Genomic DNA, 23,610 nt, shown 5'->3' with positions numbered 1-23,610 from the left:
GTTTGTAACTATGCAGGGAGGCTTCGAGACAAAGCCTCCTTTTTCTTTTTAAACAATTTGAACAATAGAAGACCGAAAAGTGGCCCTATGCTCAGTAAACTGATCATTTGTTCAATCGAAAGCCATTTCAGCAGTAGTTGCCCCACTTGAATAGAAACAATTGTCAATGCAAAGCCCAGACAATTCACCAAAGTAAGGGCAGTTCCTTTGTACTGAGCGGGAGTAGCCTGAGCCACCAATGTGGAAAATTGAGGGGAATCAGCTGTAACTAGCATCCCCCAAATCAACAGGAAAATGATCCAAAAATAATGGGGTTCAGTCGGGATAATCAAAACCAATATACAGCAAATGCCAGAACCTAGTAATGCGGTTAATGCTACTTTTTCGCTTCCTATTCTGGGTGAAATCAGTCCTCCCACAGCACAAGAAATGGCCCCTACCGCGATGACTGCAAATGAAAGATAAGCGTTTTGAGAAGATTGAATATCCTGAATACTGAACCAAGCAATCAATCCTGGGATAAATGCCCAGAAAGTGTATAGCTCCCACATGTGGCCGAAATATCCTGATGCAGCACTTTTTAAAGCAGGGATCTTAGAGAGGTTAGGGATTAGGCTCCATTCAAATTTTAGATTTTGTTTTCTGAATGGACCATCCGGAACAAAAATCCCAACTATCAATCCTCCTATTATGGCCAAAGCAGAGGTAGTCCAGAAGAGGATTTCCCAAGAAAGCTGAAGTTCTAACCCTCGAATCAAATGCGGGAAAGCTGTACCCAATACCAATGCTCCTACCAAAAATCCCAAGGCAGTACCCAACCCTTTTTCAAAGTAATCTGCCGCTATCTTCATCCCAACCGGGTAAATGCCTGCCAGAAAAAAGCCTACGAAAAATCTACAAATGAGAAGGACTCCCAACTGTAGAGGAATCAAAACGATGAAAAGATTGAAAAAGGAGGCTAAAATAGCACTCACCATGAAAACCCATCGAGGAGAAAATCTGTCTGGGATAGAAAACACAGCAAATAGCAGGGTGCCTGATATGAATCCGAATTGAACCGCAATAGTAATGGGTGCAGTCAATTCTGGTTGACCGAGAATTTGACTGATTTCCGGTATCGCAGCATTGGCTGCAAACCAAAGAGAAGTGCCCAGAAATTGAGCAATAACGATCAATATCAGGGCACTTCTTGCTTTATCAGAACTCATTTTGAACCTAAGATTCCTTTGATTTTAGAAACTTCTGCTTCCGAAAATTGAGTGTTTTTCACTGCATTTACATTGTCATCTAATTGCTCAGGTTTTGAAACGCCCACCAAAACAGAGGTAATTCGGCTGTCCTTCAAAAGCCAAGCAATCGCCATTTGAGCCAAGGTTTGTCCTCTAGAGATCGCAACTTCATTAAGTTGACGGATTTGCTCCAACTTTTCTCCTCCAATTTGCTCTGGCTTAAGATATCTTCCGTCTTTTGCTGCCCTTGAATCTTCAGGGATTCCTTTCAAATATTTATCCGTCAACATTCCTTGTTCCAAAGGTGAAAACGCGATACTTCCTATACCATTTTCTCCCAAAACGTCTAATAAACCATCTTCAACCCATCTATCCATCATGCTATACCTAGGCTGATGGATAAGTAAAGGAGTACCGAGTTCTTTCAGAATTTTATAAGCTCTGGCTGTGTCCTCAGCACTATATTGGGAAATTCCTACATAGAGTGCTTTACCTTGTCTAACCAATAGATCCAAGGCACCCATAGTTTCTTCCAAAGGTGTTTCCGGATCTGGTCTATGGTGATAAAAAATATCTACATAATCTAGTCCCATACGTTTGAGACTTTGATCACAGCTAGCTACCAAATACTTTTTGGAGCCCATATTTCCATAAGGTCCGGGCCACATATCCCATCCTGCTTTGGAAGAAATGATGAGTTCGTCCCGATAGGGTAAAAAATCTTTTTTTAGGATTCTACCAAAATTTTCCTCAGCGGATCCATAAGGAGGACCGTAGTTGTTCGCTAAGTCGAAGTGTGAGATACCCAAGTCAAATGCTCTTCTCAATATTTTTCTTCCCAAAGTAAAATCAGCATTATGGCCGAAATTATGCCAGAGACCAAGGCTTATTTCTGGGAGAAGCAATCCGCTTTTTCCTGTTCTTCGGTATTTCATCTGAGCATAACGGTCAGTTGAAGGAAGATAGGGAGGTAAAGGATTGTGGTCGTTGATGTTCATAAATAGGTTTTTTTAGGTTATGCGAACCAAATTAAGGCGATAAAAATAGATATCAAACAAATTCCTATAACTGCTAGCCAAGACTTAATGATAAACTTGATCCAGTCATTGAATTTGATGCCTGCTGCTGCAATTACCGCCATCATTCCACCATTTGTAGGGGTAAGCAAATCCATCATGCTAACTGCGTATTGGCTGGTAAATACTGCAAGCTGCCTGGAAATTCCCAATAAATCCATTAGGGGGCTTGCCAAGGGAATGGTAAGGACAGTTTGGCCAGAAGTACTTGGAACTGGGATATGGATAAGAAGCTGACTGATAAATAAACCCATCACTGCCAATTGATCTGGAAGCCCTTCCAAAGGAGTAAACATGGAGTGTATTACCGTATCGATGATCATTCCTTTCTCTAGAATCAAATAGACACTTCTTGCCAAGCCCACAATCACACCTGCAAATATCATTTCTCCGAAACCAGCTGTATATACTCTTGCCGTTCCGTTTATGCCTAATTTTCCGATCAGTCCACAGGCAAATCCAATCACAAAAAAGAATGCAGACATTTCATTGTATCCCCAGTCCTTTTGGGTAATTCCCCAGCCCATAAATATGATTCCTCCTAATGAAAGAAAAAGAATCAATCCATTTCTCCATCCTATGGAAGAGGGCTTTAATTCTATTTTTTCAGTAATTGAATTTTTATTTTTTCCATTTCTGATCATTAAAAAAGTCCAAACTCCTATCCCAATCGCGAAAAACACCAATCGATAAACCAAGCCCTCAGAAACTTCGACTTCTGCTAATTTTTGAGCTAACAAAGAATTGAATGGATTAATAGGGGACAAGGCCGCTCCAACCAATGAAGAACCCAAAGTCAAACCTACTATGGATTTTACATCATAATTGAGCTTTTTGGACAATACTATCAGGAGAGGAACCATAGCAATTATTTCCTCCTGCATGGCAATGGTTGCCCCGGCTATTGAAAAACAGATGGAAAGTATGACCAATAATAAGTAAGTGTTTCCGCGGAAACTGTAGATCAATGCTTCAACTCCTACTTGCAATGCTCCAGTCTTTTCAACAACATAAAAGGCCCCGCCTATAAGCAGGATAAGGACTAGAATATCGGCGCCCAAAATAATCCCCTCCGGGATAGCTTTGACCATTTCATCGTAGGAGACATTTTGCTTTTCTATAGCTTCGTAACTTCCCTGAATCACCACTTCCCGTCCAGTATATTCATCGATTTGCCTATCATAAGTTCCTGACGAAACCAAAAAGGTCGCTAGCCAAGACAATAGGACGAAAGCCAAAAGAATGATTAATGGATGTGGAAAAGAGATTTTCATGGGTTTTGTTGGATGAGGGAGTGGATTTCACTTGCCAGGTTAACTCTAAAATTGTCTCGGTCCCGAGTATTCGAAAGAATTATTAATCCAAATTTTTCTTCGGGATCAAAAAGTAAAAGAGCACTAAATCCAGCTTGGCCTCCAAAATGACCAATAAACTGCTGCTTATTAATTTCAATCTTTTGAAATCCCGCAGGAGCTTTTTCAGGGTCTGTTTGGAGCCAAAGAAGCTCTTCCTGCATATTTCCTAAATGGAGACGTATTAGCTGCAGTAAGGCATTGTTAAGATCTTCTACAGAGCTCTGGAGGCCGGAAGAAGGGGAGGGGTGTGATTGATATTCAATAGGAGATTCTTTTAGCCTTTTCCAAACAGATGTTTTTCTGTAGCCCCCATCAATTATCAAACTTTCATTAAAATAACTGGATTTCATTCCCAATTGCCGGAAAACAGATTCTTGAACCAATTGATCGAAACTCGCTCCTGAAGAGAAGGAAAGCAGGAATCCCAATAAATCAAAATTGATATCTGCATAATGATATTCTCTTTTTCGACCAAGTTTTGGTGAACCTTCTAAAAAATCCAAGACATAGTTATCAAGACTTTGATCTTTCTTTTGCTTGAAAAACTCGTTAAAAACTGTTTTGTCTTTTAATCCTGATTCATGCCGGAGTAATTCTTCAAAGGATATTTTTCCCAAATCTGATTCAGGACTAATTAAAGGGTGTTGCAGGATTGAAATAGGGTCAGCTACATTCAGGCCCACGCTTTGGAAGTGCTTGGCAACAGCCAAACTGGTAAAGATCTTTGAGATAGATGCAACTGGAAGGATGGTGTTTGTTTTAAATGAATCTTTGGATTCCAGTTCATTAAAGCCAATGGCTTTTTGGTAAGTCACCTTCGAATTTCGAACAACCGAAACTGCGAGACCTGAGAGTTGATTTTGATTGAGTGTGGCTATTAAGATAGAGTCCAGCTTTTCCTTTTTTGAATGACTGACTAAAGGCGGGGCGAAGCTAACTTTTGGAAAACTATTCCACCATTCATATCCGTAGAAAAGGACTGCTCCTACGATTAAAACCCAAAGAATTAACTGGATAGTTTTTTTCATTCTATTGAATTATTCAACTTCATTATTCACAGTTTCCTTTTTATTCAAAATAGGCTTTTTCGATAGGTATTCTTTTGGCAACTGCTTTTTCAGATCATTCACAAATTGGTGGTAGTCCACCGTAATGGTATGCCTTGGGGTTTCTATTTGATTGTAATGTGGGTTCTTTACCTCTTTTTGACAAAGCTCCCCTAAGTTGGAAGGCCTTTTCCACTTGCCAATTAATTCTTGGGCCATCAGCTTACTTTGTAATTCTGCTCCCGGCCAAATACAACCTAGTGGCTGGAACATGCCTACGAAATAGAGATTATGGATTTCAGGGTGAAACATTTTTAGATATAGCGGAACAGGACCTTTGCTGTAGTCTATAAAATCTTTATCAAAAAACGGATGACTCAACCAATACCCAGTGCAAGCAATGATCGTATCAAATTCTTCTTCTCTGCCATCTTCAAAAATGACTTTTTTTCCTTCGAATCGCTTGATATCCAGTCTAGGTTTGACCTTGCCATGTCGTATTTTATGCAGAAGCTCATCATTGATGGTAGGATGAGTAGCGCCGAAGGCTTCAGTGGGAGGTCTGAGTCCATAAGCTTCATTTTTCCCGATAATGATTCTCAGTAAAATAGAATTGAGGAACATCCTGATCTTAGGAGGGATCCATTTACTTTGCTCAGCTACTTTATCGGATGGCTTCCCGAAAATGAATTTGGGTACAATTCTGTATCCTCTTCTCCAGCTAATAGCTGTTTTCGAGGAAACTCTGCTGGTTTCTACCGCTACATCGCATGCTGAATTGCCTCCCCCAATGACCAAAACCCTTTGGTCTTTAAATGGAGTTGCCTTTTTGAATTGATGGGAATGGAGGAAGTCTCCCGAAAATTCTCCGGGATATTGAGGATATCTGGGCTTCCAATGGTGTCCATTGGCCACAACTAGATGGGTGAAAATCTCCACAGTCTCCTTGCCATCTTTTTCAGTAGTTATTTCCCATGTTTTTTGGTCTATCCATTGACATTTTTTGACTAAAGTACCAAAGCGGATGAATGGATATAAATTGAATTTGGTGGCATAAGCCTGAAAATATCTTCTCAATTCATCATGAGAAGGGTAATCGGCAGTTTCAGGATCAAATTCATCGAAAGTAAAGTCCTCGTATTGGGAAAGAGTTTTGGAGGAAATGATATGAGTTGTTTCAAAAACACTGGAATGAGATTCGTCCTCTGAGTAGATCCAGTTTCCGCCCACATCTTGGTTTCTATCAAAAGCAACCGCATCAATTCCTTGGTCCAGTAAGTTTTTTAAAGCGGTTATTCCAGAAGGACCTACACCGATTACAGCTACTTTTTGGTTCATAGGTTGATTGCTGAATTTTTCTTTTCCAGATGACTGAAATCACAATCTAACTCATTTCTGTTCCAGTTTCCAACTTCAGTTGCCCCTTGATAAGTGCTTTGTAGAAAACTCATTAAGGTTTCTCTGGGATTGGAAGAGCTTTGCACTGCCTTATAGGGTAGCATAAACTCACCCATGTCAGCGTGCCAAAATGCAGTGTCTGGCTGGACTGAGATTGCCCTAAAATGCTCATGATTAGGATAGCAATAAGCGTAAAAACAAGCTTCAGGAAAGTCAGCGTTTCCTGGCCAGAATCCAACACTGAAAACTTCGTGGGAATAGGCTTCCTGCATTACATCTAATGGCATATTGGGCATTTCTCCTTGAAATTCAGGAGCTGCAGATCCTGAAAATCTAGTATAGGCTAAATCAAAGGATCCCCAGAAAAAATGAATCGGACTACTTTTTCCTCTGAATTTGGCTCTGAAAACGCTAAAAACATTTTGAACCTGAATTAAACTTTTCCAAAGCTTTTGTGCTTCATTCGGGAGATAGGACAGCCGCTTGTTGTTTTTTGCAAATGGAATGGCTTCAGGGATTTCATTGGGCTTTGAATGGATTTTAACCGAAATGCCCAGGAACTTCAATTTTTCTTGGAGTTGCTCATAAAAGCTGGCGACGGTTTGACCACCTAGCGAAAACCTATCTCGATTGCCATTGCTTGTTTTTATTTTTAACTCATGCCTGGTGAAGTCCAATCGTATTTCAAAAATTCCATTTTCGTAGGGGATTGGACCAGTAGTGAACCCCTGAGCATCGATATATAAGGCTACATGCCAAGAATGATTTTGCCATGGTGATTTTTTCAACCTTACTTTTCCCACCATCTGTGTCCAATGGTGAAGTAGGTATAATGTGTCTTTGTATAACTCAAAATCGAGCTGTGGCCAGGAGTTTTTGCGAGTTGACATAGGAAAAATTTAAATATGTATATCCGCTTTCTTACCAGTAACAACCAGATACGGCTTTTTGTCAAGTAAATGGATCAGAATCCGGAAGCTTCGCCTGCCTGCCTTGGCTGGGTCTTCGGTCATCGGTCGCCTGTACTGAGCGAAGTCGAAGTATCCAATCGGTCAAACAAAGAAAATATGGCAACTGGCATGATTGCGGATAATCAGTAATTTAAATTTCAATTTATGGTTTTTAGATCAATTGTTGAAATTTTATTTTCTCTAAAGAAAACCGAATAAAATTAACAGCTTAAGTTTCCCAAAGAGTACAGGTGAATATTAGGATCAAATCAAAACCTCTTTGAGGATCTTCATTCCTTCTGTAGCTGATTTTTGAAAATGGGTAAGATTTTTCGGTAAGCTATAAAAGCTAGAATTAGGGTCAATTAGGTAAATCGGGATGTTTGAAGGCGCATAATCCACAATACTTGCCGCAGGGTAAACCTGCAAAGATGTACCAATAATTAGAAAAATATCGGCCTTTTGGGCTATATCAATCGCCTCCAGCATTTTAGGTACAGGTTCACCAAACCAAACTACATTTGGTCGCAGTTGACTTCCCCGTTCGCATTTATCTCCTTTTTTGATTTCCCAGTGATCCAGGTCATAGACCAAGTTGGGGTCTAAGGAGCTTTGTGCCAATCTCAACTCACCATGTAGATGGAGTACATTTTTGGAACCGGCCCTTTCATGTAGATCATCTACATTCTGAGTGATAATCTGCACATCAAAATTATCCTCCAACTCAACCAATATTTGATGCGCTAGATTTGGCTGGCACTCCAGCATCTGTTTTCTCCTTTGGTTATAAAAATCTTGAACTAGATCCTGGTTTTTTCTCCAGCCCTCCGGACTTGCCACTTCCATCACATCATGCCCTTCCCAAAGTCCTCCACTGTCCCGAAAAGTTTTAATTCCGCTTTCTGCGGAAACTCCGGCACCTGAAAGAACTACCAATTTTTTCATAAAGGATTAAGATTTTGATTACTCAATGATTTGTAATGTATCATTTAAGTTAAAAAATTAAAGCCGGATAAAGCCGGCTTTTAATTTACTTCTTTTTCGAAAAACGCCCTTTTTTCTTTGTATCAGGCTGATTTTCTATGATTTCTATGGTTTCAGCATAAGTGAGCTCTTCCGCCTCTTTGTCTTTAGGGATTTTGAAGTTGTTCTTGCCAAACTTGATGTAAGGACCCCATCTTCCGTTTAGGATCTGAATTTCAGGATTTTCATCGAAGGACTTGATGTGCTTTTTGGCATCTGCCTCACGCTTATCCTTGATTAATTGAATAGCTTCCTCCTCTGTGATACTAAGCGGGTCCTGCTCCTTTTGCAAAGAAACAAAAGAGCCATCATGTCTTACATAGGGACCAAATCTTCCTATGGCAGCCACAATTTTTTTATCTTCAAACATGCCCACATCTCTTGGTAGTTTGAAGAGTTCTAAAGCATCATCCAAGCTGATGTTTTCAATGAATTGCCCTTTTTTCAAACTGGCATACTGCTTCTCCTCATCTTCATTGTCACCAATCTGAACCAAAGGTCCAAATCTTCCCAAACGAGCAGTCATGGGTTTTCCTGATTGGGGATGATTTCCTATGAACCTACTGGTATTGACATCCTGTCTTGAAACTTGTTCTGTCTCCTCAACTCGATGATGGAATTTGCCATAGAAAGAGTCAATCATATCCTGCCAATCTTGGCCTCCGGCAGCAATGTCGTCAAATTCTTTTTCCACCTTGGCGGTGAAATTGAAGTCAATCACATTAGGAAAATGCTCCACCAAAAAGTCATTCACTACCATTGCAATATTGGTAGGGAAAAGCTTTTGCTTTTCAGCTCCTGTGATTTCAGTTTTGGTTTCCTCCTTGAATTTCCCTTTGGAAATTTTCATTTCCTGATATTCCCTTGGGGTTCCATCTCTAGATTCTTTGATGACATACTCCCTTTTTTGGATAGTTGAAATTGTAGGAGCATAGGTGGATGGTCTTCCTATTCCCAATTCCTCCAGTTTTTTCACTAAGGATGCTTCAGTATATCTAGGGGCAGAGCGAGTAAAGCTTTCTCTTCCTTTCATTTCCAGAAGATCCAGTTTCTGTCCTACTTTCAGTGGAGGCAAAAGTGATTTGTTGGTGCTTTCCTCTTCTTCTGGCTCGTCGTCGGTGCTTTCCAGATAAACTTTAAGGAACCCGTCAAATTTGATGATCTCTCCATTGGCTGTCAAAGTCAATTCAGAGTTGGAAATACCAATATTGACTGTGGTTTTTTCCAATTCAGCATCAGACATCTGAGATGCAATTGCTCTTTTCCAGATAAGTTCGTACAACCTCTGCTCATTTCTGTCTCCGGAAACGCTTGATTTGGAGAAATCCGTTGGCCGGATGGCTTCGTGAGCTTCCTGTGCGCCTTCAGATTTGGAGGTATACTTTCTAGAATGATGATAAGGCTTTCCGTAAGAATCTTCAATGGCACTTTTTGCTGACTGCATAGCATCTTCAGAAAGGTTGACGCTGTCAGTACGCATATAGGTAATCTTACCAGCTTCATATAGCTTTTGAGCCACAGACATGGTTTGGGCTACAGAGAAGTACAGTTTTCTACTGGCTTCCTGCTGAAGGGTAGATGTAGTAAATGGTGGAGCCGGCGATTTTTTGGCTGGTTTTTTTTCCAGATTAACAATGCTGAACTCAGCATCAAGACAAGCTTTCAAAAACTCTTCTGCCTCTTCTTTAGTCGGGAACTTTCTGGGTAGCTCGGCTTGAAAAGATTTTCCTTCTACTTCAAATTGAGCAGTAATACGGAATGAAGACTTTGCTTTGTGAGCTTCAATTTCCCGCTCTCTCTCCACTATCAATCTTACAGCCACCGATTGAACTCTTCCCGCCGAAAGTCCGGTTTTGATTTTTTTCCAAAGAATAGGGGAAAGTTCAAATCCGACTAATCTGTCCAAAATCCTTCTTGCCTGTTGCGCATTGACTAAATCATAGTCAATACCTCTTGGGTTTTGAATGGCTTTGGTGATTGCATTTTTGGTGATTTCACGAAATACGATTCTCTTGGTGTTTTCATCCTTTAGATTCAGGACTTCCTTCAAATGCCAAGAAATAGCTTCTCCTTCCCGGTCATCATCACTTGCTAGGTAAACAGTCTCAGAATCCTTTACCAGGTTTTTGAGGTTTTTGATTACCTCTTTTTTATCAGGAGTGACCTCATAGGTCGGTTTAAATCGGTTTTTGATATCAATCGCTTTATCACCTTTCGGTAAATCTCTAACGTGGCCATAGCTAGAGGCCACTTTGAAATCCTTGCCCAAGTAACCTTCAATGGTTTTTGCTTTGGCAGGTGATTCGACGATTACAAGGTTTTTAGACATAAAAAGCAGTTTTCATTTACCCGAAGGCTTGTTTTGAAAAGCTAAAAATAGACGGCATTGTTTTCACGTGCAAATATTACTCCTTTATAAAGCGTTACTTTGTATGAATAGGTTGTCAATTATTCGCTAAATTATAGAGTAAGCAAAAATCAACTATGAAGAAGTTATTTCTTCTCCGACATGGAGAGGCAGGTTTTGTAGAAGGAAGTGATTTCCAAAGGCCACTTACACCCAGAGGAATAACTACCATAAAAAAAGTTGGAGCCATACTCCAAGAAAGCATCGATGAGATCGATTTGATGTATTGTAGTCCGGCACAACGTACAAGAGAGACCGCCGAATGGTTAGGGAAATACGTATTAATCAAAAATTCAGAGCTTCAACTCAATATTTATAGCGGTGATCTCTCTACCATGATCCAAATGATAGATTCCACTCCCGATGAGGTATCGAGCTGTTTGATTGTAGGCCATAATCCAGTGATAAGCCTTTTGCTATCCTCCTTGTCAGACTCAGAATATATTAATCTATCACCCGGCAACTTGGCTATTTTGGAGTTTGATGTTGAGTCTTGGAAATTAATCATTTCGGGAAGTGGCGACTTGAGGGAAATAATAAATTAAAAAAAGTCGCAGATGATATATTCTGCGACTTTTAAGAAGGGGTTATTTTCCACCTATAAGGGAATTTAACGGCTTATATGGAGTTCAAAGTTTGCGAAAAAGCAACTTCGGTTATCGGTCTTCCAGCTTTTGTTTAATCCATTTGGTTTCCGAAGAAAATGGCATTCAGAAATAATTTATTGGTGCCATACCAAGCTCCTCTGAAATTTGGGCTGTCAAAGAAATGAATTACTCTACCTCCGCCAGTAGGCGAGATGAGCACACTCGCGCTTTGCTTAAGCTTTTCTAAATTATCCTTGGAAATATATCCTCCCAAATAAGGATTTGCTGTATACTTGATTGGAGTCAGATATTTATCCTTACTAGGTTGGATAAAGAGGTTGGTGTTTCTATAAACCGGAATGGTTTCATTTCTATATCCGTAGGCAATAGGATGCGTAAGGTCCAGTCTTGCCATATAAATACTTCCTCCTACTGCCTTAGCGCCTTCAAAATCTCTCCTTGTCTCGAAAGGAAGCTCCTTAGGTTCGGCTTTTTTCTCTAAATCTACCAGAGACTCTTTGGTAATTTCTTTTTGGTTTAACCAAAGACTCGCGCTTTTCATGGAAATGATAGTTCCACCTCTATTTACCCAGTCTTTGATATGACTTACTGAGGATTCAGACAAGGAGCTATAGGATCCAGATGGCATGATCAGCGTATTGTAGTCGAAAAGATTAACTCGATTAAACATATCCGAATTTATCTTGGTAATAGGCATCCCTACTTTAGTGTCCATCAAATGCCAAATCTCTCCTGCCTCGTAGGATGAAATGCCAGGGCCAACAATCATGATCACTTTTGGCTCTTGAACTGCACCTACCAGATTGGAACCTAAATCAATACCTGACACATTCAGCCCGGTGGTTACTTTATAGACTTTTTGGGAATTTTTTGCAGCGAGTTCTTTCAGGTGCTTTTGAACATCCTCTTTTTTCAGTTTCTGAAAGCCCATTGGGATCATCAAAGTGCCTCTGGCAAAATCTACTTTTCCATCCTGAGTTTGAGAGCTAAAATCCCGATTAATAACCTCGACATGGATTCCGGCCTGCTGTAAATCATGCAACATTTTAGGAGCGAAGTAATCAGACCAATCAATGAGGTAAGCATAAGCATTTCCTTCAGGAAACTCATAAGAAGGCATAGAAGAGTTCAGCACTTCTGTTCCAGCCTTTGCACCAGGGGCGGAGGCAAAAGGAACACCATATGAAGCTGCCATAGTCCAAGCAGAAGCATCATAAAAGACTGAATCCGCAAATTCCTTCACATATTCAAACATGGTTCTCACCATTCTATACTGAGGTTGAGCGGTAGGAACCACCCAGGATTTGCCTTTTTTGAAGCTTTGTCCTCCAACCGTTAAATCACTGCTGTTTTCATAGACCTTGATTTGGTGATCTCTGAGGAATTGAATGAACAACTGATTTCTGCTTACATCATAAGGGTCTCCGAATACATAGTTTTTTGCCGGATCTTTGGATCCTTCAGATACTGCTGACTCGAAAAATTCACGCAAGTAATTATGCATGTATTCCCTGTTGTCCAAAGCTGCTTCCATGGTAGCTAGCGAGTTCACCACATGATTTCTAATCGTAAAAGCAAAACTGATATCACCTCGCTGGCTAGCTTGCAAATGTCCCCTGCTACTGGCAGTTTCAAAGACCAAACCTAATCCTCCGTGAATATCAGGGTAGGTGGATCCATAACCTGGGTAACTATTGTCAAAAACCTCTTTAGTCCAATAAAGACTTCCGATTTCATCCATGTATTTGGCAAAGTATTTGGCAAATCTCGGATTGATATCATCGTAGTTTTTTCTTGGAACTACCGGATTTTCTGAGCCATAAGGTTTGGTAGGCTCAAAAAAGTAGGTGCTATTGGTGCCCATTTCATGAAAATCTGTGGTGACATTAGGATACCACTGATGGTACCAAGCGATTTTCACTTGGGATTCAGGATGAGCTAAAGGCAACCAGTCTCTATTTAGGTCAAACCAGTAATGATTGGTTCTTCCTCCCGGCCAAGCTTCATTATGCTCTCTATCCAAAGGATCTGCAACAGGAGGGAAGCCTTTATTGGAATTAGCCCATAAGCTATGCCTGTCTCTACCATCTGGGTTCACAGTTGGATCGAAATGAACCACCGCATTTGCTCTCAGATTTTTTGCCAAGTCTGATTGAGAAGCTAAAAGCCAATAAGCAGTAAGCATCGCGGCCTCTGCAGACGAAGGCTCATTACCGTGTACGCCATATCCTTGGTGAATGATGGATGGCATCGAACTCACGTCAGGTTTCGGTTTGGATGGATCAGCCAATTGCAGTTGCTTTTGACGAATCGCTTCCAAATTGGCCATATTGCTAGCCGAAGCGATGGTTAAAATGATTTTCGGTCTATGTTCGTGGGTATAGCCTATGGTTTGGAGTTGAGCCAAATCACTTACTGCATCCAACTTTTCATAGTATTTGACAATCAAATCGTATCGGGTGTGCCAATCACCGATAGGGTAGCCTAGAAATTCTTCCGGAGAAGGGATAGCAGGATCAAAACTTTCGCCTGGAAAGAAGTAATCTACTTGTGCATTGGCTTGCAAAAAGGTGAATAAACTTAAAATTAGTGCGGTTAGTAGTCTTTTCATATTTGGTAATTTTCTGAAAATTAGGAAAGGAATTTGGCCTGACAATGAAAAATCCATCAATGGTTTTTTGATTGCGTTCATTTGGGCTTAATTTAATGGAATAAAAATTTTACCCTAAATAATCTATTGTATGAAGACTTCTTTGAAACTTCTTTTTGTCTGCATGTTTTTGTGTGGATTTAGTGTCACCACTTTTGCTCAAAATCCAACTCCTCCCCAATTACCGCCACAGGCTACTGAGTTTTATACCCCTGTTCCACCTAAAATTATTCCCGGAAGCCAGAATAATCTTCCGCCATCTGATGCCATAGTTCTATTCGACGGAACAAGCCTCAATAATTTTGTCTCAGCGAAAGACGGTTCAAGTCCAGCTGATTGGAAAATAGAGAATGGCGAATTGGTTGTGGTGAAAGGAAAAGGTGATATCCAGTCCAAGCTTCCATTTGGAGATGCTCAATACCATGTAGAATGGTCAGCTCCTACAGAGATTGTAGGAGAAGGGCAGGGTAGAGGTAATTCTGGATTCTTCCTGATGGGTATGTATGAAGTACAGATTTTGGATAGCTATGAAAGTAAAACCTATACTAATGGACAAGCTGGAAGTATTTACAAGCAGTATCCTCCCTTGGTGAATCCATTAAGAGCTCCCGGTGAATGGAATTACTATGATATCATATTCAAAGCGCCAAGATTTGATCAAAATGGAATGTTGACTTCACCTGCGACCGTGACGGTTTTGATCAATGGTGTGGTCGTGCAAAACAATGTGATTTTAAGAGGTCCAACTGAGTACATAGGAATACCCAATTATAAGGCACATGCGGAGAAATTACCAATAAAGTTGCAGGATCATGGGAATCCAGTGAGATTTAGAAATATCTGGGTAAGACCTTTGTGAAGGTAGAAGTGAGAAATCTAAAATTTGAAATTTCAAAAATGGAGTCTCCGATTAATGGTTCATGTTTATTTAATATGGATATCCGCTTTCTTACCAGTAACAACAAAATACGGCTAATTGTCTGCTAAAAGGATCAGAATCCGGAAGCTTCGGTCTTCGGTCATCGGTCTTCCAATCGGTCAAGCAAAGAAAATAAGGCAACTGGCATGATTGCAGATAATCAGATATTTAATAAAAATCTGGAGACAGCTAATTATGAAATCTTATACTCTTCAAATTTCCCAGGCAATCACCCAATAACTATTAACTCTAAGCCTTAATAACCTAAAACATCATGTCATCAAGAAGAAAATTTTTGCAAAACACCATGCTCCTGGGAGCTGGTTTAAGTATGCCCAGTATTTTAACTGCGGCGGATTTTGGAACTTTTACCCGAAAAATTAAACCCTCAGATCAGCTCAATTATGGAGTGATTGGTTGCAAAGGGATGGGGTGGTCCAATATGAATGCCCATCTCAAAATCCCAAATGTCAACTGTGTGGCTTTGGCAGATGTAGACCAAGCAGTATTGGATCAGAGAACGGAAGATGTTTTCAAACTACGTGGTACAAGGCCTAAGCAATACAAGGATTACCGGAAAATGCTGGAAGATCCAGATATAGATGTGGTGATTATTGGTACTCCAGATCATTGGCATTGCCTGAATATGGTTGATGCTGTTTCTGCCGGAAAGCATGTTTATGTAGAAAAGCCCATTGCGAATACCATTGAGGAGTGTCAGTTGATGGTGAAAGCTCAGGAAAGATATGGGAAGGTGGTGCAAGTAGGGCAATGGCAGCGTTCCGGCTCTCAATACGACCAGGCTATTCAGTATGTCAAATCAGGTAAACTTGGCCAAATCCGATTGGTAAAATGCTGGGCTTATCAAGGATGGATGAAACCTGTGCCCGTACTTCCCAATGGCCCTGCGCCTACCGGAGTTGATTATGATATGTGGTTAGGTCCTGCTCCAAAGCGGCCTTTTAACCCAAATCGATTTCATTTTAATTTTCGTTGGTTCTGGGATTACGCAGGAGGATTGATGACAGATTGGGGTGTACATGAAATAGATATTGCCCTTTACGCCATGGGAGTCAGCGCTCCAAAATCCGTGATGGCTTCAGGTGGGAAATTTGCCTATCCTGATGATGCTTCTGAAACTCCAGATACTTTGCAGACGGTGTATGAGTATGATGGATTTAATATGCTATGGGAGCATGCTACAGGAATTGATGGAGGAAATTATGGAACTACAGAAGGAATCGCCTTTATAGGAAATAATGCGACTTTGGTGGTGAATAGAGGAGGTTGGAAAGTAATCCCTGAAACAGAGAATGTCGACGGACAAAGAGTACCTAAAGTGGAGGAAGTTCCTCATACCAGACCCTCAGGCCCAAGTGCATTGGATCTACATGCGGTCAACTTTGTGGAATCCGTCATGGCCAATGACCCCAGCCAATTGAAATGCGCTATACAAACAGGTTCGGTAGCCGCTATCAATGCGCAGATGGGAAATATTGCTTACAAAACTGGTAAAAAGGTTTATTGGGATGCTACCAAAAATCTATTTACCGATATAGAAGCAAATCAATTGATCAAAGCCAATTATCATAATGGCTGGAAGTTACCGGTAGTTTAATGTTTGGATATAAGAAAAGGCATGGACCCCTAATCCATGCCTTTAAGATTTAAAAAAAATATCAACTCATTAAAACCTTAGAATAAAAGTCAAATTATTTGTCATTCATATTAGAAGTAATTTCATCCGCAATTGCTTTTAATTCTTCTTTGGAAAATTTTTTCCCCATCCATTTTACAGGACTGTCTTTAGAGACTATTTCACTTATATATGTCTTTTTAGTAGGGATTGAAAAAGAATAATCAGAATTTGATGATTCCTTTACTTCAAAGTATATGGTTGTTTCGCAACTTGATTCATCAGAAACTTTCACGAAATAAGAACCAGCTTTTAGATTTTCGGCAAGCTCTTTATCCTTTAATCCATGACTCCACTCAATTTTCAATGTTGAATTATCGAAATTTTTAATGCCTAATTTGGCAGTACCCAATTCGTTGGATTCAATATTGGCATTTTTGATTTCTAATATTTCTGCAAAAATTGGCATAGGTGGTTGCACCACAAATCTTTCTTCTATCTTGTTTCCATCCTTGTCCTCGATGAAAACAGTGTAAGTGCCAGCATTCAAGTCACTCAGAATATGATCTGAGACTTTATTTCTTGAGGAGATCTTGTATGGTGGATTCCCACCTTTAATGTCTATGAAAGCAAAACCCTTATCGTCAAAACTGCAAAGTTTGAGTTTGCCGGAAATGTTCACTCTCAATACAGCATTTTTCTCGTTTTCCTCACCATTTTTTTCAGTTGCATAACTGAAGGTAGTAAGGCCTAGAAACAAGAACAGGATACTTAATGTCAATTTTGCTTTCATGATCCTATATTTTCTGTTGTTTGTAATTCAATTTTTTGCTTTTCGTATAACCTTTAATGAGTTATATGTTTTAGAATAATATTTTATGTAGTTCATATACACTAAAATGATATTCTACATATCCTTATTATTTATATTATTATATGCTATAAATTCTTTATGTCCAAATAAAATTCTTGAATTATTTTTAAAATACTGAATATCATTTTTTTCAGCTAATCATAAATAGCTAGGAACTTCAACCTCTTATTTGATAAATACAGAAATCTTAATGTGGAAAAATGGCCCCTATAAATGCGTCTATAAAAATCTAACTAGATAGGATTGGTTCCTTTGTTAGATTGCTCGTGTATTAAATTGGAGATTTTAATAAAGCGAAAAATTAATATTAACTTTTATGGATATCCGCTTTCTTACCAGTATTGACAAAAATACGGCTTATTGTCTGCTGAATGGATCAAGATCCGGAAGCTTCGCCGTGGCTGGGTTTTCGGTCATCGGTCGCCTGTACTGAGCGAAGTCGAAGTATTCAACCAGTTAATCAAGGAAAATAAAGGAACTGGCATGATTGCGGATAATCAGAAAACCATTTAAACCTAATCCCAAATCCAAGTGCCCACCGAGCCTGCTGGTAAGGAAACATCAAATACTTTGCTTCCTTCCTTGATTTGAAAAGCTTGAAGTTCGGAACTTTCATTGAGGGCAATCAATACACGTTTTCTATCCGGCCTTAAAAAAGCCACGTTTGGTAGGTTTGAGATCTCTGGGCTGTCAATTCTTACAGAACCTGGATCAACAAATTTGCTTGCATGCGCTATTATATAATATGCAGGATTTCTAGTCACTTCCTCACCATCAATAGTCACTGCGCCCAAGCACCTGTCGCAACCTCCTCTGTCGGTATGTGGAGTTAAAGTCGGGTTGGATGTAAGGTTCCATTCCAACACAGTTTTCGCCCAATTCCTTGTCGCTCCTATAATCAGATTTTTTGTGTGCCAAGCCAGATCACCTGGGAGATTTCCCGGTGCACCTATCCATTGCTCCGTGAAGTAGATGTTTTTGTCGGGAAAAGCCTGATGAACTTCCGATAAAGCTTCGATTTTGCCTCCATATAGATGAAAGGCAGAACCGTCTATATAAGGATACGCAAGTGAATCCTCTAAAACCGTGATTGGATAGTCTGGCCTATCGGCATTATGATCGTAAATGACGATTTTGGTTTGGATTCCAGCCTCTTCAAAGGCAGGCCCCAAATGTTGGCCAATAAACCTAGCCTGCTGTTCGGGCAACATCAATAAGGATGGATTATTTCCAGGATGTAGCGGTTCATTTTGAATGGTTAAGGCATGAATAGTGATGCCTTGCGCTTTCATTGCCTTTATATATTTAACCAAGTATTGGGCATAGCTAGCTTCGTATTCTTCCAGTAATGATCCACCTCTGGTATCTCTGTTATCTTTCATCCAGGAAGGAGGGGACCAGGGAGAAGCCATCAATTGTATTTTTGGGTTGATGGAAATAATTTCTTTTAAGATTGGAATTACATCCAAAGTGTCTGGACCTAAGGTAAAAAACTCCAATTCAGGATCTACACCCAAAGAATCTGATAAGTCATTGTAGGAAAAAGGATATTCATTCAAATCAGAGGCTGCAACAGATAGTCTTAAATAGGAAATTCTGATAGATTTTTCATCGTCCCCAAAAAGCTCTTTTAGCAAATCAAGTCTAGCAGAGTCACTCATGCCCAAAAGGTGTTGAGCGCTACCTTGAGATAAAGTGAATCCAAACCCATCCATCTCCTGATAAATGATTTCAGAATCTATTGCTAGGCTTTGCTCTGACTCCGAAATGAAATACACATCCTGCTTTTCAAACAAAATGGGTTGATTGGGATCAGTCAACCAAAATTCAATTTCCTGCTTAGGTTTGGCGCAAGCAATGCATGTTATTAAAAGCAATATATAGGATAGTCTTTTCATAGGCATAAAAAAAGCTCCAAGATTAATTGGAGCTTGAATTTGTGTTAAATCATATCAGAAAGCAAGAGCTGCTAGTCCCAATTTCGATTTTAAGGGATTAATGCCCTTGGTTACTTGGTTGGTGTATTTTTGGAATAAAGCCTGAGTTAGCAATTGGGTTAGGAAACTGTTTCTTTTTTCCTTCAGGTTCAAAAAGCCAGCTTTTTTATCCTCATCTGAAGCATCCCCTTTATTGATACTTATCAGTTGATCCACAAAGCTCTTGTTATTATCCATCAGTTTGCTTTCCTGATCTTGATTTAAGCCTAATCCTTTGGTGTTATTCAACACCTTTAAAACCTGGGCTGCCATGTCCATTTTGGGGGCTTTCAGCGTTTGTGAGTGCGCTGTGAAAGCAAATAAAGAAAGGCAGATAACTGTTAATACTAATTTGATTTTCATTTCTAAACTTTTTGGTGATTAATATTGTCTAATTTGAGTTTATGCCACAAAACAACTTAGACGTTATAAAAGCAGCTTAAAAGTCAAATTCTACCAAACATCGGTCATCGGTCATCGGACACTTTTATCTCCCGTTTTCGGTTCTCCAACTTCACTTTCGATGCTCGCGGAATTCTGGGGAGTTAAAAACTACTTAAACAACCCTTTACCCATTCCCATCAGGCCCCCTAGATCCATTCCGCCTTTATCTCCTCTGCCAAGTAATGTACCTAGAATATCAGCACCTCCGGCTCCAGGGCCTCCCTGAAGAGCCTTAGCTACAGAATTCATGATGTCATTATTCGCCATTGGAGCGTCATTGACTCTTTTATTAAAGAAGTTCATGATAAAAGGTAAAGCGGTCATTGCAATGCTCATAGCTTGCTTGCTGTCTATTCCTAATTTATTCATCAAACCGCTGGATAAATCCCCGGCAAGGTTTTGTACAACCGGACTGTCTGGATCTGTATCATTTCCTGAAAACATTTCCTTAACCGCATTCAAATCTCCAGCTTTAGCCTTACTCTGAAGAATATTCGAAAGGGTAGATTCAATTGCACTTGCTGCACCCGGTCCGGCATTAACTCCTGAGTTGGACAGTAATTCTTGTAAAGGGCCATCGGCCATTTTTAATAGTTGGTCAATCATAGTCGTTTTTTTTATTCTTTAAAATGGCGATTTTGGCCCTTTTTTCCTAATTGAAATGAAAAAGCTCTTGGTTTCCCAAGAGCTTTGATGACTTAATTGTCTTTTTTAGGTCTAAAATAACGGATCGGAGGAGCTGGCTCAGGCTTCAGTTCTATACCCTCTGTAGCTAATCTGCTTAATGCTTCCTGCACCGCTCTTTCTAATTGTGGGTCCTTTCCGGATGCAACTTCTTTCGGTGTTTGCTCCACAGGAATATCAGGTGAAATTCCAACGCCTTCCACTGCCCATTCTCCATCTACGTCATAAAATCCCCCTCGAGGAGCCACCATTCTACCTCCATCAATAAACGGAGGAGTATCCCAAGTTCCTACCAGGCCTCCCCAGGTCTTGGTTCCAATCAGTGGCCCAATTTCCATTTTATTAAACAGGTAAGGCAAGAGATCTCCTCCTGACCCTGCGCGACCGTTTATGAGCATTACTTTAGGTCCCCAGATTCCAGAGATAGGTTGAGTAAATGGGGTATTCCCTTTTACTCGGGAGTTAAAGTAGCCCATGAGCTCCCGACTCATGATATCCACCATATAGTCTGCGGCAGATCCTCCTCCATTGTTCCGCTCATCGATAACAGCGCCCTTTTTATCCTGCTGCGCAAAATAATAGCGATTAAAATAGGTATAGCCTGGCTGACCGGTGTTAGGTAAATACACGTAAGCCAGCTTTCCTCCGGATAATTCATCCACCTTTCTTTTGTTGCTTTCTACCCAGTCCATCATTCGAAGAGAGCCTTCATTGCCAACAGGTTCTGTTGCGATCATTCTTGCTCCATCCATTCCGGGTTTGTTATTGAGATGTAGAGTGGTATATTTTCCGGCAGTTCCTTCGAAATAGGAATAAAGATTTGTATTTGGCTTAATCTCTTTTCCATTGACAGCCACTATGTAATCTCCGACTTTTGCTTCATTGCCAGGATGTGCTAAGGGTGCTGTGAGACTAGGGTTCCAGCTCTCGCCATTGTATATCTTTGATATTTTGTAATGTCCATTGATTAGCTCGTAGTCAGCTCCCAATAAGCCTATAGGAACTCTGTCTATTTCAGGAAAGTCTCCACCTCTGGTGTAGGAGTGCCCTACTGCTACTTCACCGCCGATGATATCAATGATATAATTCATGTCTGTTCGATGCCTAACATGATTAACCCACGGCTTGTACCAGTCATAAATTTCATCCCAAGGTGCTCCATGTACATTGTCCACGTAGAGGAAATCCCGCTGATATCTCCAGCCCTCCCGATAGATTTGTTGCCATTCGGCCATAGGGTCGACTTTTACTTTCATAGAGGAAATGGCCTTCAAAGCTCCGTCTCCTGGTTTTTTACCAGTAGCATTGGTTTCTAGAATTGCCCAAGTCGAGCCAGATCTGTAGAGCAGAGACTTTCGATCTTTTGAAACGACCACTTCATTCACCCGACTTAAGAACTCCTCAGCTTTTCTCTTTTTCAAATCATATTTTTTCAGGACAGTCCCTTCATTGGGGATACTTTCCATGTAAAAAACCGATCCTGAGGGTGCGGGAGCCAATCCTGTATAATTTCTAGCAGCAATATCCACGGCAACAATCCTACGATCCAGATTGGCCGGATCAATTTTGACTGTCACAGCAGCTTTATCCTCTTTCTTTTCCTCCTCCTTGGCTTTCTCTTCATCGCTTTCAGGCAAGAGAGGGGATTTATCACTTGCATCTAAAATGGCCAAGTAAAGACTTCTAGTCAGAGGTCTGTCATAGCTACTCATGTCCAGCCAACCAGAATTCAGTCCATAATCTGTGGAGGCTAGGAAATAAAGGTATTTTCCGCTTTCATCCCATACGGGTGTAATGGCATCAGCCAATTGATCGCTGATTTGGATTTTTTCATTCGTGTCTACGTTAAAAACAAAGATGGATTTAAATTGATTTTCCATCAGTTTGGAGTATGCAATCCATTTTCCGTCAGGAGACCAAACTGGATTCATGGATCGGTTGGGATGTGCAAAACGATCAGTTTCCACGACCCTTGCACTACCGGAATCTATGTTTACTATCCAAATTTGATAGTCCGTATCCGTAAAAGCCAAATGCCGTCCATCAGGAGCCCATTCGGGTTTGAAGAAGAAACTGGGATCCGGGATTACGATTTTTTTGGAAATTTTACTGCCTGTTTGATCTGCAATCACCAATTCGTACTCTCCGGAGGCATCCGAAAAATAGGCAATCTGAAGTCCGTTAGGGGACCAAGCAGGGGATCGTTCTGCAGAGGAGGAAGAGTTGGTAATATTTCTTCCTGAACCATTTTCTTTGGGGATGGTGATGATTTCCCCTCTAAATTCAAATGCTGCCCGCTGTCCGGTGGGAGAAAGATATGGGTTTTGAAGGCTATTGGCGGAGACATCTACCCACCGTTCTCTAGCCCAATGGAAGTCCCCATTCACCTCTATTGGAATTTGTTTTAAACTTTTATCCTGAGGATTGAAGAGATGAATATATCCTCCCTGTTCAATAACAATGGCATCCGGTCCCGCATCTATGGTTTTGATATCAAAGTCTTTCAAGAAAGTTTCTTGTTGCTCCGTCCCAGTCGCTGGGTCAAAAGACCATAAATTTGCTAAGTAATCCCTCTCTGAAATATAATACACCTTATTTCCAAGCCAGACAGGGTCTGTATGTCTCTCTCCATCCAACTGAGGAGTCATGGTCAATTCCAAAGAATTTCTGTCTACAATCCAAATTGGTTTGGCTTGTCCTCCTCTGTGATTTCTCCATTCCGGGTCCCAAAAGGCAATTTGCTGATAAGCAATATGCTTCCCGTCCGGTGAAATTTCACCATTGACTGCTCTTGGAATTTCCAGGGACTGAGGCATTCCAGCTTGAACAGAAACCTCATAAAATCTAGACTCCTGGGTAGGGTGACCTTCGCGGGATGAAGTAAATATGACCTTGCTGCCATCGGGTGTCCAGCCCGTTACCAAATCATCTCCTGGATGCCAGGTTAACCTTTGGGGTTCTCCACCTGAGGAAGGAATCAAATACACATCTGTGTTTCCATCATATTCACCCGTAAAAGCAATGTATTTACCATCAGGGGAAAAGTGGGGGAGTCGTTCTTCTCCCTCATTGGAAGTGAGGCGCATAGCTTGTCCTCCTTGCCTGCCTACTTTCCAGAGATCATTGGCATAGACAAAGACGATTTCTGATTGGGAAAGAGTAGGTTCCCGTAAAAGCTGAGTTCCCTGGCCCCAAGCCCAACAACTTGAGCCTAAAATCAGGAAAAGAGAAAGGATTTTTTTCATATTTAAGATTGGATTTGGGTTTGGTTAAAATTAATCCAAAAAACAAAAGAAATCTAACCATTGATGGATTAGCGGTTCCATTCAAATTGA

General features: G+C 40.5%; 17 protein-coding genes. 3 read left to right on the top strand and 14 right to left on the bottom strand.

Translation table 11 applies throughout. The features are described 5' to 3' along the window. Window positions 1-8 precede the first annotated feature (8 nt). The 8 genes from B2906_RS08970 to topA all read right to left on the bottom strand — a co-directional run bounded on the left by B2906_RS08970 (window position 9) and on the right by topA (window position 10,406). Window positions 9-1,208 carry an MFS transporter gene (locus B2906_RS08970; RefSeq protein ID WP_219958550.1) on the bottom strand — a complete coding sequence of 400 codons (1,200 nt, stop codon included), beginning with the start codon at window positions 1,206-1,208 and terminating at the stop codon, window positions 9-11. After that, window positions 1,205-2,227 carry an L-glyceraldehyde 3-phosphate reductase gene (mgrA, locus tag B2906_RS08965; protein WP_144604332.1) on the bottom strand — a complete coding sequence of 341 codons (1,023 nt, stop codon included), beginning with the start codon at window positions 2,225-2,227 and terminating at the stop codon, window positions 1,205-1,207. Before mgrA ends, B2906_RS08970 begins: the two co-directional genes overlap by 4 nt. Before the next feature lie 17 nt (window positions 2,228-2,244). Next, window positions 2,245-3,579, bottom strand: a complete 1,335-nt coding sequence (locus B2906_RS08960) for a YfcC family protein (protein ID WP_219958551.1) — start codon at window positions 3,577-3,579, stop codon at window positions 2,245-2,247. Beyond that, a complete protein-coding gene (locus B2906_RS08955) occupies window positions 3,576-4,688 on the bottom strand; it encodes a serine hydrolase domain-containing protein (protein ID WP_219958552.1) in 1,113 nt (370 codons plus the stop codon). Before B2906_RS08955 ends, B2906_RS08960 begins: the two co-directional genes overlap by 4 nt. A 9-nt stretch (window positions 4,689-4,697) precedes the next feature. Further along, complete coding sequence (locus tag B2906_RS08950; RefSeq protein ID WP_219958553.1) at window positions 4,698-6,044, bottom strand: flavin-containing monooxygenase; 1,347 nt, start codon at window positions 6,042-6,044, stop codon at window positions 4,698-4,700. Next, the gene (locus B2906_RS08945) at window positions 6,041-6,994 is read right to left on the bottom strand and encodes a DUF5996 family protein (RefSeq protein ID WP_144604328.1); all 954 of its coding nucleotides are present in this window, start codon (window positions 6,992-6,994) and stop codon (window positions 6,041-6,043) included. The genes B2906_RS08950 and B2906_RS08945 overlap by 4 nt, the downstream gene beginning before the upstream one ends. A gap of 324 nt (window positions 6,995-7,318) precedes the next feature. Then, complete coding sequence (locus B2906_RS08940) at window positions 7,319-7,999, bottom strand: SIR2 family NAD-dependent protein deacylase (protein WP_286938274.1); 681 nt, start codon at window positions 7,997-7,999, stop codon at window positions 7,319-7,321. Between the two features lie 85 nt (window positions 8,000-8,084). Next, a complete protein-coding gene (gene topA / locus B2906_RS08935) occupies window positions 8,085-10,406 on the bottom strand; it encodes a type I DNA topoisomerase (RefSeq protein ID WP_286938270.1) in 2,322 nt (773 codons plus the stop codon). A gap of 155 nt (window positions 10,407-10,561) precedes the next feature. Here topA and B2906_RS08930 point away from each other — a divergent pair, with 155 nt between their 5' ends. Further along, entirely contained in the window at window positions 10,562-11,029 is a 468-nt protein-coding gene (locus B2906_RS08930; RefSeq protein ID WP_144604325.1) for a SixA phosphatase family protein, read from the top strand. Between the two features lie 133 nt (window positions 11,030-11,162). Here the strand turns inward: B2906_RS08930 and B2906_RS08925 are convergent, their stop codons facing one another. Next, on the bottom strand, window positions 11,163-13,703 hold the full coding sequence (locus B2906_RS08925) for a M14 metallopeptidase family protein (RefSeq protein ID WP_286938267.1): 2,541 nt from the start codon (window positions 13,701-13,703) through the stop codon (window positions 11,163-11,165). A gap of 163 nt (window positions 13,704-13,866) precedes the next feature. Between B2906_RS08925 and B2906_RS08920 the strand changes: the two genes are divergently transcribed. Beyond that, window positions 13,867-14,601, top strand: coding sequence for a 3-keto-disaccharide hydrolase (locus B2906_RS08920; protein ID WP_286938414.1), 735 nt, complete (start codon window positions 13,867-13,869; stop codon window positions 14,599-14,601). 334 nt (window positions 14,602-14,935) lie between these two features. Next, entirely contained in the window at window positions 14,936-16,279 is a 1,344-nt protein-coding gene (locus tag B2906_RS08915; protein WP_286938257.1) for a Gfo/Idh/MocA family protein, read from the top strand. 94 nt (window positions 16,280-16,373) lie between these two features. Here B2906_RS08915 and B2906_RS08910 read toward each other — a convergent pair whose 3' ends face one another. The 5 genes from B2906_RS08910 to B2906_RS08890 form a co-directional block, all read right to left on the bottom strand. Continuing rightward, on the bottom strand, window positions 16,374-17,090 hold the full coding sequence (locus tag B2906_RS08910) for a hypothetical protein (protein WP_286938254.1): 717 nt from the start codon (window positions 17,088-17,090) through the stop codon (window positions 16,374-16,376). 596 nt (window positions 17,091-17,686) lie between these two features. Then, on the bottom strand, window positions 17,687-19,075 hold the full coding sequence (locus tag B2906_RS08905) for a glycoside hydrolase family 30 protein (protein ID WP_286938251.1): 1,389 nt from the start codon (window positions 19,073-19,075) through the stop codon (window positions 17,687-17,689). Between the two features lie 48 nt (window positions 19,076-19,123). Continuing rightward, window positions 19,124-19,510: a hypothetical protein gene (locus B2906_RS08900; protein ID WP_286938241.1), complete on the bottom strand. Its 387-nt coding sequence runs from the start codon at window positions 19,508-19,510 to the stop codon at window positions 19,124-19,126. 189 nt (window positions 19,511-19,699) lie between these two features. Then, the gene (locus B2906_RS08895) at window positions 19,700-20,197 is read right to left on the bottom strand and encodes a DUF937 domain-containing protein (protein WP_219958562.1); all 498 of its coding nucleotides are present in this window, start codon (window positions 20,195-20,197) and stop codon (window positions 19,700-19,702) included. Window positions 20,198-20,289: 92 nt separating this feature from the next. After that, a complete protein-coding gene (locus tag B2906_RS08890) occupies window positions 20,290-23,520 on the bottom strand; it encodes a S41 family peptidase (RefSeq protein WP_286938231.1) in 3,231 nt (1,076 codons plus the stop codon). Between the last annotated feature and the right edge of the window lie 90 nt (window positions 23,521-23,610).

The sequence above is a fragment of the Algoriphagus sp. UBA3586 genome (assembly GCF_002376385.1).
In the GTDB taxonomy this organism is placed as follows: domain Bacteria; phylum Bacteroidota; class Bacteroidia; order Cytophagales; family Cyclobacteriaceae; genus Algoriphagus; species Algoriphagus ornithinivorans.
Note: the sequence above shows the minus strand (reverse complement) of the source record. Positions and strands in the feature narration are given on the sequence as shown.

What these genes read in the sequence shown, in the direction of transcription:
- B2906_RS08930 (WP_144604325.1), top strand. Translation starts at nt 10,562, where the DNA reads ATGAAGAAGTTATTTCTTCTCCGACATGGAGAGGCAGGTTTTGTAGAA.
- B2906_RS08940 (WP_286938274.1), bottom strand. Translation starts at nt 7,999, where the DNA reads ATGAAAAAATTGGTAGTTCTTTCAGGTGCCGGAGTTTCCGCAGAAAGC.
- B2906_RS08950 (WP_219958553.1), bottom strand. Translation starts at nt 6,044, where the DNA reads ATGAACCAAAAAGTAGCTGTAATCGGTGTAGGTCCTTCTGGAATAACC.
- topA (WP_286938270.1), bottom strand. Translation starts at nt 10,406, where the DNA reads ATGTCTAAAAACCTTGTAATCGTCGAATCACCTGCCAAAGCAAAAACC.
- B2906_RS08915 (WP_286938257.1), top strand. Translation starts at nt 14,936, where the DNA reads ATGTCATCAAGAAGAAAATTTTTGCAAAACACCATGCTCCTGGGAGCT.
- B2906_RS08920 (WP_286938414.1), top strand. Translation starts at nt 13,867, where the DNA reads ATGTTTTTGTGTGGATTTAGTGTCACCACTTTTGCTCAAAATCCAACT.
- B2906_RS08960 (WP_219958551.1), bottom strand. Translation starts at nt 3,579, where the DNA reads ATGAAAATCTCTTTTCCACATCCATTAATCATTCTTTTGGCTTTCGTC.
- B2906_RS08955 (WP_219958552.1), bottom strand. Translation starts at nt 4,688, where the DNA reads ATGAAAAAAACTATCCAGTTAATTCTTTGGGTTTTAATCGTAGGAGCA.
- B2906_RS08895 (WP_219958562.1), bottom strand. Translation starts at nt 20,197, where the DNA reads ATGATTGACCAACTATTAAAAATGGCCGATGGCCCTTTACAAGAATTA.
- B2906_RS08905 (WP_286938251.1), bottom strand. Translation starts at nt 19,075, where the DNA reads ATGCCTATGAAAAGACTATCCTATATATTGCTTTTAATAACATGCATT.
- B2906_RS08890 (WP_286938231.1), bottom strand. Translation starts at nt 23,520, where the DNA reads ATGAAAAAAATCCTTTCTCTTTTCCTGATTTTAGGCTCAAGTTGTTGG.
- B2906_RS08910 (WP_286938254.1), bottom strand. Translation starts at nt 17,090, where the DNA reads ATGAAAGCAAAATTGACATTAAGTATCCTGTTCTTGTTTCTAGGCCTT.
- B2906_RS08925 (WP_286938267.1), bottom strand. Translation starts at nt 13,703, where the DNA reads ATGAAAAGACTACTAACCGCACTAATTTTAAGTTTATTCACCTTTTTG.
- B2906_RS08945 (WP_144604328.1), bottom strand. Translation starts at nt 6,994, where the DNA reads ATGTCAACTCGCAAAAACTCCTGGCCACAGCTCGATTTTGAGTTATAC.
- mgrA (WP_144604332.1), bottom strand. Translation starts at nt 2,227, where the DNA reads ATGAACATCAACGACCACAATCCTTTACCTCCCTATCTTCCTTCAACT.
- B2906_RS08900 (WP_286938241.1), bottom strand. Translation starts at nt 19,510, where the DNA reads ATGAAAATCAAATTAGTATTAACAGTTATCTGCCTTTCTTTATTTGCT.
- B2906_RS08970 (WP_219958550.1), bottom strand. Translation starts at nt 1,208, where the DNA reads ATGAGTTCTGATAAAGCAAGAAGTGCCCTGATATTGATCGTTATTGCT.